9 protein-coding genes are annotated in these 9,232 nt (G+C 44.6%); 3 read left to right on the top strand and 6 right to left on the bottom strand.

The window, feature by feature from the left end; translation table 11 throughout:
- The coding region (locus AB7U21_RS07965) for a ribose 1,5-bisphosphate isomerase (RefSeq protein WP_428388153.1) at positions 1-688 on the top strand (688 nt) is incomplete at its 5' end.
- A gap of 33 nt (positions 689-721) precedes the next feature.
- On the opposite strand, the gene AB7U21_RS07960 is transcribed toward AB7U21_RS07965, so the two are convergent.
- From AB7U21_RS07960 to AB7U21_RS07940, 5 genes are read right to left on the bottom strand one after another with little or no spacing between them, the layout of a single operon-like run.
- Positions 722-1,000 carry a helix-hairpin-helix domain-containing protein gene (locus AB7U21_RS07960; RefSeq protein WP_333787136.1) on the bottom strand — a complete coding sequence of 93 codons (279 nt, stop codon included), beginning with the start codon at positions 998-1,000 and terminating at the stop codon, positions 722-724.
- Complete coding sequence (locus tag AB7U21_RS07955; protein WP_333787135.1) at positions 997-1,731, bottom strand: SagB/ThcOx family dehydrogenase; 735 nt, start codon at positions 1,729-1,731, stop codon at positions 997-999. Before AB7U21_RS07955 ends, AB7U21_RS07960 begins: the two co-directional genes overlap by 4 nt.
- 46 nt (positions 1,732-1,777) lie before the next feature.
- Complete coding sequence (locus tag AB7U21_RS07950; protein ID WP_333787134.1) at positions 1,778-2,464, bottom strand: class I SAM-dependent methyltransferase; 687 nt, start codon at positions 2,462-2,464, stop codon at positions 1,778-1,780.
- Between the two features lie 40 nt (positions 2,465-2,504).
- Positions 2,505-3,611: a hypothetical protein gene (locus AB7U21_RS07945; RefSeq protein ID WP_428388150.1), complete on the bottom strand. Its 1,107-nt coding sequence runs from the start codon at positions 3,609-3,611 to the stop codon at positions 2,505-2,507.
- An 18-nt stretch (positions 3,612-3,629) separates the two neighbouring features.
- Positions 3,630-5,168 (bottom strand): PEGA domain-containing protein, encoded by a 1,539-nt coding sequence (locus AB7U21_RS07940; RefSeq protein ID WP_333787132.1) that lies wholly within the window; start codon positions 5,166-5,168, stop codon positions 3,630-3,632.
- A gap of 115 nt (positions 5,169-5,283) precedes the next feature.
- Between AB7U21_RS07940 and AB7U21_RS07935 the strand changes: the two genes are divergently transcribed.
- Positions 5,284-5,862 carry a DNA-3-methyladenine glycosylase I gene (locus AB7U21_RS07935; RefSeq protein ID WP_333787131.1) on the top strand — a complete coding sequence of 193 codons (579 nt, stop codon included), beginning with the start codon at positions 5,284-5,286 and terminating at the stop codon, positions 5,860-5,862.
- 64 nt (positions 5,863-5,926) lie between these two features.
- Here the strand turns inward: AB7U21_RS07935 and sppA are convergent, their stop codons facing one another.
- Positions 5,927-7,000, bottom strand: coding sequence for a signal peptide peptidase SppA (gene sppA / locus AB7U21_RS07930; protein WP_333787130.1), 1,074 nt, complete (start codon positions 6,998-7,000; stop codon positions 5,927-5,929).
- Between the two features lie 150 nt (positions 7,001-7,150).
- On the opposite strand from sppA, the gene metG reads away from it, so the two are divergent.
- Positions 7,151-9,196 carry a methionine--tRNA ligase gene (gene metG, locus AB7U21_RS07925; protein ID WP_333787129.1) on the top strand — a complete coding sequence of 682 codons (2,046 nt, stop codon included), beginning with the start codon at positions 7,151-7,153 and terminating at the stop codon, positions 9,194-9,196.
- Positions 9,197-9,232: the final 36 nt, after the last annotated feature.

Genomic DNA, 9,232 nt, shown 5'->3' with positions numbered 1-9,232 from the left:
TGTCAGCGAAGCCATTGCTGAGATAGTTGCCAATTCCGAGAGTTTCATCACAAATGCCAATGAAGCCCTTGATAAGATCGGTCGGGTAGGTGCCAGGCGTATCCGTGATGGTGGTGTCATTATGACACATTGCAATTCTCATGCAGCTATCGCCATCATCAAGACAGCCTTTAAACAGGGCAAAAAGATATCTGTAATCGCCACGGAATCCAGACCCCGCAGACAGGGTTTCATCACTATCAGGGAACTGAACGATGCAGGTATCCCCACTACGCTCATTGTGGACTCAGCTGTGAGGCTGGTCATGAAAGATGTGGATCTTGTGGTCGTGGGTGCTGATTCCATTGCTGTTAATGGTGCATTGGTCAATAAGATAGGTACTTCCCAGCTTGCTTTGGCAGCCAGGGAAGCCCGCAAGAACGTCCTGGTTGCAGCCGAAACCTATAAATTCAGTCCTAATACCATTCTGGGTCAGATCGTGGAGATAGAGGATCGCTCAAGTGACGAGGTCATAGACCCCGATATGCTCAAAGAGATGCCAAATGTAAAAGTACGAAATCCGGCCTTCGATATCACACCGCCGGAATACATCGACCTCATAATCACAGATGTTGGCGCTTTCCCACCGGCAATGGCCTATATAGTGATCAAGGAATACCTGGGACTGGACCTGGTGGATCTGAAATAGTCTTGTTTTCCTTATATGTGGTGAATACAGGAATTATTTATTATCCTTCCAGTTCCACCATTTAAGCAGTTGTGGGTCATGCTCTTCATTCGATGCATAATACACTGCGCATCTGAATACATAGAGCATGCACCTGTCTATTTTCATCCCGGCATTATCACATAGTCTCAGGTAGAGTTCTTCAGGGTCTTTTCCCTTCAGATCTGCCACGGAACGAATACCCAATTCCCAGATATCTTCTGCGGTCTTTCCACCGACTCCAGGAATAACCTGTAATTCCTTAAGGACCAGGGTTTTGTTCTCACCCTTCATTTCTTACCCACTGTGGCAATATAGATCACGAACTCCTGCTCACCGTCTATATCAAGCAGTTCGTTCATGTCATCATCCAGGAAGGCCGCTATGGCACAAACACCACAATCAATGGTTTCTGCACTAAGGTATAAGTTCTGGCATACATGACCTGCGTCAAGGTGCAGGTAACGGTATCCTCTTTCTCCATACCTCCATTTCATCCTATATGCCACCGCTGTCCAGATGAACGTTACTGCACTCTTCTTTACAAAATCCTGTCCCAGGCACGCTTCTGTGATCTCTTTTGCCATGTCGTTCTCGATGTCCAGTTGCAGTAGTTTATGTCCTATGGCAAGGAATCTGTATAGGCCGGGCTCAAGACCATCTACATTGTTGATCAGCAGGTATGTCTCAAGTGCATGTCTTGCTCCCGCCGAGGGCACGGTCCTGAAAGTGACGACGTCCTCTATGGTTTCTTTAACTCCCTGTGTACACCACAACAGGTACGAAAGTTCGTTCAGGGTAAGAGGTTTGTCAGAATAGCTGCGCACGCTGGTACGATGTTCTATGGCACGCCTTACAGGCATGTCTTTGACATGAATGGTATCTGGTTTCGGTAGTTCGATGACCTCTATCGCATCATCTGGCTCCTTTTGTAAAGGCGGTTGAGGATATCCGGCGTTCTGTGGTGCTTTTCCAAGGTACTGGAACCTCGTCAATTTCATGAAATCTTTGCCTATCTCTTGCATTTCATACTCCCCTTTTGTATATTTGCTGCTACGTTCAAATCCTTGATCATATATTGGTTTTTGAGTACTTATCCACTGTGTTATGTTCTCCTTTATTTGCACCGATTACTACAAATCCTCCTTCTCCATATCCGCTTCTGAAAGGTTCAACATCTGCTATCATTTCCAGTGGCCTGAAAAGCGTCTGAACCATAGTAATGTCCCTGAAACCAGCTTCACGGATGCATTCAGATACTTCTTCAACTGAATGGAGTCTTGCACATGTGTAAAATCCTTTTTCATGTTGCTTTTTCTCATATTTTGTCTCGTACACGTTTCCAAGTTCCGTGTTCCTGTCTACCATTCCCAGGATCAGTTTGCTATCTGTTTTAAGTGTTCTGTAAACCTCAGAGAATGCTTGCTGCAGGTCCGTCAAAAAACAGTCCACAGTGACCATAAGGATCACATCAAAGCTCTTTTCTTTGAACGGTAAACTTTCGGCCACCGCCTGCACGCAAACGATATTTCGCTTTCTGGCTAATTCCAGCATCCCTGGGGAAGGATCAACGCCATATGTGATATGCAGGGCTTGCGCAAATCTGCCAGTGCCCACTCCTATCTCCAGGCATCTTTGTTCTGCTTGTATGGGTCCCAGCACTTTCCTAATAGCTGCCAGCTCGGAATCGAACACCTTAATATGCCGGTCGTACCAGGAATCGTATTCTTCTGCACGCATGTCAAATGATGTTCTCATTCCAACCCCTTTACTTAATTATAATTTTCCGAAGTTGACGTTAAGACCATAATAGATGTTTTATGAGCCATTCTACCATGGCTTGAGCTGACATACCTGTCAGGTCCTCTGCAAGTGTGAGTGAAGGTATCAGGAAAGAGCCAATAAAAGCGGATATCGCTTTCTTGCTCGAGTTCTTATCATGTATCTGTCTGATCCTGTTCTCTTCCTTTTCAAGGAACTCCATGGCAAGTTGCAATTTTTCCATTTCTTTTTCTTCCCACTCATATTTTTCCTGCGATGTCATCTCAAGTAATCTTTCATAGTTCATCCGATACCTGTCATCTATCCTGTCCAGTTCCCCCCCGATAGCTCTGTCCATCAGCGTTTTTGTGGTACTCATAGTAACAACGAAGAGATATATTCCCAGCAGCAGCAGAATGAGCAGGAACACGGTCTCATATGACACTACTGACCTGGGGGAAATAAATGATACAATTGCCAGAGCAATGATGATAAAATAATTGATCACTACCATCAGCATGAAACCCTGTACAGGTTTCAGGCCTCCCATCCCATCAGCATGGAAAACATCTATCTTTATGGCAGGGTCCTTTTTCAGGGAACCAATATTTTTAGTAAGACCGATCACAAACCAGACTGTGATCGCCAGCATTACATACATCAGGTATTCCAGGATATGATTTATCACGTCAAGCAGAAAAGCCCAGTGACTGGATGGGTCGAACAGGGAAAAGTACAGAGGTATTTTTCCTTCTGAGTATTTCCACTGCCAGAATCTTATGATTTCCAGGAGCATGAAAGGCATGATCACCAGCAGGATGGTCCTGTTTAAAGTACCTTTATTCCCGAGCCACATTTTCAGTTCATTTTGGAGGGATACGAAGCCATTTTCTCTGAAAAGAGGCATTATTCGGTCAAAGGTGGTTTTCACATTGGAGAATAAGTAGGTTATAAGGGCGAACTGATAGCCCATAAGTATGCTTGTAGATGCCAGGGATAGCATATTATATGAGGTAAGGAAAAGGAACCGTACTTTTGCAGATAGCAGCAGATACAAAAAGAATATACTGAGAGTTATTCCCAGTGAGTATATTAGGTAATTGCCTGAGAACCTGCAAAAGAACTTCTCTGCCCACATGTCCATCACATGAATCTTTTCCAGTTATCCTCTCTTCGATCTAATTAAGCCATATCCGCATATCACGCACATAAATGCTGTAATAAGCAGGAACCCAGGTACTCTTTCAGGTTCTGCTTCCTTTGAAGGTACAGACTCTTGTTCTTCTGACCCTTTCTCTGCCTGTAGCTTATCTTCTTCATCGGTCACTGTGCCTTTCGCTTCTCCAGTTTCTTTGCCCTCATCTTTTTCTTCAGACTGATCTAATGCCTGTTCCTGCATCACGGAACTTGTCAGCTTTATTGACCTCACTATCTTTGATTCTCCTCCCTGTGTGAATCTGATGTTCTCTTCGTATTTCTGATAGCCTTCAAGTTCCAGTTGCAAGTTATGCTCATCAAAATCTGTAAGGATCATGTTGTCCTTAGGAGTGGAATCTATCCTTTTGCCATCAATGAAAATATCGGCTCCTGCAGGTTGTGACACCACTGTCAGAAGAAGGTAGGGTACAACAAGCATCGTGAGGTGAGTGTCTGCTGGCACGGCACCCACATTGATACTTCCTATCCCTATGCTAATGTTCTGCCCGGTTGCTTTGGGCAGCAGGTAGTTCTGATCTTTCACCAGGACCTTCTCATCGATGCGCTCTCCATTCTGTTCAAGCTGCACCACTACCTCTCCGTTAGCATTCACTTCGCTTATCAGTAGTATGTAACCGTCTCCCAGATCAACACTATCTCCTATCTTTTTCTGTATTGTTTCCACCGGGGTGGCAAATACAAGGGGTTCCTGTAAGATCTCAATTCTCATAAGTTCAGGCGTTACTACAACAGGGCGCTCTACTATATTCGGTCTTTCTATTCTTTCAAGTTCTTCAGACCGTGTTTCAATTCCGGTCATATATGCCAGGATGTTAGTAAAAAGAATTCTTCCCGTGTCCGTCATGCTTTCAGGTGAAGAGGTAAAGCCCCAGAACAGGTATTTGTTCTCTTCCAGCAATAGTGGATAATGGTCTTTGTTCCCTGTTTCTCTTCCCAGCATGACCATTTCAGTGCTCATTGATGGGATATAGATACCAACATGTTCACTGGACCTGTAAAGCTGCAATATGCCATCTCTAGGGACCATGATGCTATTTGGTTTCTGGAAGATCGGATGTGAAGGATCGGTCACGTAGATACTGTTCTCACTCCCATGCCAGCCGTTCGGATACCCTGATCCCAATATTAGCTGCCCAAAAAGTTCATATCCTCCCTCTCCAAGCCCTATAAGGGGCTTGTTACTCTTTTTTATAATGTCCACAGAATATGTCTCACTCCACGTGGTATCGGGTCCTATGATAATAACATCATATTTTGAAAGGTCGGTATCTCCTCCTTTTTCCAGTAGTATCATGTCTGTCTGATATCCACTATCTTCAAGTAATGAAATGTAATATTTTGCGCTTGTTACGTCAGCAGAATATATATATGCCAGCTCTGTCCCAGATTCCAGGGCCATTGCCATCGGTATTATTAAAACAATGGTCAGTGTAGCCACTAGCCCTATTACAGATGCTATGAAGCACCTCAAGCCCACTTTCATATGATTTCCCCCAGTACAAATTATGGTATCTTGTTATATATAACTTTCAACAAATAGAAATTATCTTCTCTCCTATCAGGAAGATATAATACTATCCAATTACACAATCCACTTTATGCCAGTAAGATGTGAATGGGCTTCTTTCAGTGATCTTGCTCTTAAATACCATGATGAGGAGTGGGGTGTGCCGATACACGATGACCAATCACTTTTTGAATTTCTTGTGCTGGAAGGTGCACAGGCAGGCTTAAGCTGGGAAACGATCCTCAAAAAAAGGAATTATTACAGGAAGGCATTTGATAATTTTGATCATGAGAAGGTTGCAGCCTATGATGATGCAAAAGTGGAGGATCTGCTTAAGAACGAAGGTATAATCCGCAACAAACTTAAGGTGCAGTCTGCCATTAATAATGCCCGGGCTTTCAAAAAAGTGAGGGATGAATTCGGTTCTTTTGATAATTACATATGGGGCTTTGTGAACCATAAGCCAGTACAGAACTCATGGACATCGCTGGCAGAGATCCCTTCAAAGAACGAAATTGCAGAAAAGGTAAGTAAGGACCTGAAAAAAAGAGGGTTCAGTTTCGTGGGTCCGATTATCATCTACGCGTTCATGCAGGCAGTAGGCATGGTCAATGATCATGTTGTGGACTGTTTCAGGCATGAGCAGTGCAGGGAGCTTGAACGAAAATAGCCATCTCTTTATTCTGTTCTAAGGATGAACGATATAGAAATATAAGGATATTTGTCCAGTTCCATCAGGACAAATACCCGTATGGGCTCTTCTCATGCCGTTCTAATATCGCTTCAAGAGATAAGTTCGAAGTTCCGGATTCTGAGCCGAATAACAGGCTTGAAAGGGAAGGCTTGTTCATATATACTACAGTAGGTTCTCCTTCTATGCCAGCCAGTTCCGTGGCAATCTCAATAGCATCATAGAAATTTCCGAGTTCATCCACCAGGCCCAGTTCCTTTGCCTTTTTGCCAGTGTATATTCTGCCGTCTGCAATATCCTTTACTTCGCTTACGGACATATTACGGCCTTCTGCGACATTTGTCACGAAGGTATCGTAAACTTCCATTATTACACTGTCGGCGTATTCCTTTTCCTCATCTGAGAGGCCTCTCCACGAGCCACCCATATCCTTGAACTCTCCGGATTTAGCCACATGGAACTCTATTCCTTCCTGGTCATAGTAAGCAGACATGTTCTCAAAGGTCCATATCACACCTATGCTACCGGTCATCGTAGAAGGGTTTGCCACTATCACGTCAGCAGGTACTGATATATGATATGCTGCACTGGCAGCTACGTTACCCATGGATACAACAATAGGCATACCTTCTTCATGAGCTCTTTTCACTTCTTCATATATCTCCTCACCTGCAGTTGAAGAGCCTCCGGGGCTATCTACCCTTAATACGATAGCTTTTACGCTTTCATCTTCCACAGCCTTACGGATATTCTCATTTATCCCGTCAGGGGTGGCATATCCCAATCCATTGTATATGCTGCCGGAAACAATTGAGCCTTCCACGTAGATCACTGCTATCTTATCACCTGTGGAATACAGATTGCCATCGAACGTACCCATGATGGCTGCAAGGCTTGCGCCAATGAGGATAACAAGAAATCCTGCCAGCAACAGGTACATTTTCCATCTACTTTTACGGGGTGCCATAGGCGGAGGTGTATTTCGGGTATAGGCCGAAGTTCCACTTACCGGAACATCCTTTTCCACTTTTCCTGCTGAATAAGGATCATTTTCCATGGCCGGTGTTTCTTCCCCATAAGTTGTATTGGAACTATTTGCCACATCTTCAGGATTCATCTGGATTATACCTTCTTGGCAAGAGAATGTACATGAACATTGAAATACTTATCTTGACTAATGCAAGCGTAATATATTTTATAAAAGCACTCTATCCTCATCAGTAAAACTATTCCATATATACTGCTCATATCATTTCGGAGATCATACATGTCAAAACTACCTGAAGATAAACCTGTACTTGTTACATGTGGCCTTCCTTACGCTAACGGTAAAGCCCATGTAGGCCATCTGCGAACGTACATTCCTGCGGACATCTATGTGAGGTCCCTGAAAAAACGTGGCAAAGAAGTAACTTTCATTTGCGGTTCAGATACTCATGGAACGCCTATAGTTGTGAACGCAGAAGAATTGAAAATAACCCCAAAAGAACTGGTGGGAATATACCATAAGCACTTCTATGAGATATTCAGGTCCATGGGCATCACGTTCGATGCCTTCGGCACAACAGATGACCCGGAAAACCATAACCGTACGCTGGATATTGTGAACAGGCTAATTGAAAAAGGATATGTTTATCCAAAGGTGATCGAGATAGCATATTGTTCCGCATGTGACCGTTTCCTTCCTGACAGGTATGTTGCAGGCGTCTGTCCTCACTGTGGCCAGAATGCAAGAGGAGATGAATGTGACCAGGGTTGTGGTAAACACCTGGAACCCGGGGAGCTTAAAGAACCCGCCTGTACCATTTGCCGTGGTCCTGCACAATATAAGGAACAGGAACACTTTTTTTTCAAGTTGTCTGAATTCAAGGACTTCCTTCTGGAACACCTGGAACACCTGGAAGGTACTTCCAATGCCAGGAACTATGCTCTTGGCTGGGTCAAACAGGAGCTTACCGACTGGTGTATCACAAGGACACTGGAATGGGGTGTGAAGTTCCCGGGCCATGATGATCTTGTTGTGTATGTATGGGTGGATGCGCCTATAGGTTATATTGCCTTTACAGAGCAATGGGCCCAGGCTAATAATGAAAGCTGGGAGAAGTTCTGGAAGGGCGATTGTCCCATTGTCCATTTCATCGGCGGGGATATAATCTACCATCATTGTATCTTCTGGCCTGCCATGCTCAAAGGTGCTGATTACAGCCAGCCCTGGGCTGTTGTGTCTTCAGGCATGGTGAAGATCGAGGACAAGAAATTCTCCAAGAGCCGGGGGTATGTGGTATGGGTACAGGAGGATTACCTGGACCATGGTTTCCATGCTGATCTGCTCAGATATTACCTGATAAGCTACACATCCCATACCAAAGAAGTCAACTTCTCATGGAAGGTATTCCAGGAAAGGATCAATACTGAGCTGGTGGCTGTGCTTGGCAATTTCCTTTATCGAAGTCTTCTGTTCGATTTCAAGAACTTCGGTGAGATCCCGGCAGGCAGGATATCACCTGAGATCATGGAAAAGGTAAAAAACACCATTGATGAGGTCACAGTTGCAATGGAGGAGTTCGAGTTCAAGAAGGCTATTGATACCGCCATGGCACTGGCTTCTTTCGGTAATTCCTACTTCCAGTCCAATGAACCCTGGAAGCTCATCAAGGAGAACAGGGAGGCATGTGCCGAGGTGCTGGCGAACTGCATGCAGATCGCAAAGGCGCTGATCCTGCTTTTCGAACCCACACTGCCTGAAAAGATGGAGGTCGCCTGGAAGCAGATAGGTATGGGCTCAGATGTGCATGCAGCAGGATATGAAGAGGCCCTGGTGCCTGTCGTAGCAGGTACAAAACTTTCTAATCCAAGCATTCTCTTTGATAAGATCGAAGATGCCAAGATAGACGAGATGACCGTTATTTCCAATGAGAGAGTACGCAAGGCTCTTGCAAAGGAAGCAGGCATACAGGAAGAAGAGCCTGCAGTGGTGCCTTTGAAAGACCAGATCACCTACGAGGATTTCGCTAAAGTGGATATACGCGTCGGTAAGATCCTCAATGCTGAGAAGATAAAGAAATCCAAAAAACTGCTCAAGCTGACGGTAGATGTGGGTGAACCAAAAACCAGGCAGATAGTTGCAGGTCTTGCAGAATATTATCAGCCTGAAGAACTTGTTGGTAAGGTCGTCAATGTGCTTGTCAATCTCCAGCCTGCGAAACTGTGTGGCGTGGAGTCCCAGGGTATGCTATTGGCAGCCGATGCAGGAGAACGTGTGTCTCTTCTGACCCCCGATAAAGAAATGAAGCCAGGATCAGTTGTGAGATAAAACACTAAAAAATAGTGAAATCTGATCACAAACGTA

Source organism: Methanomethylovorans sp. (genome assembly GCF_050177135.1).
GTDB lineage: Archaea > Halobacteriota > Methanosarcinia > Methanosarcinales > Methanosarcinaceae > Methanomethylovorans.
This window is presented reverse-complemented; position numbering and strand designations above follow the sequence as displayed.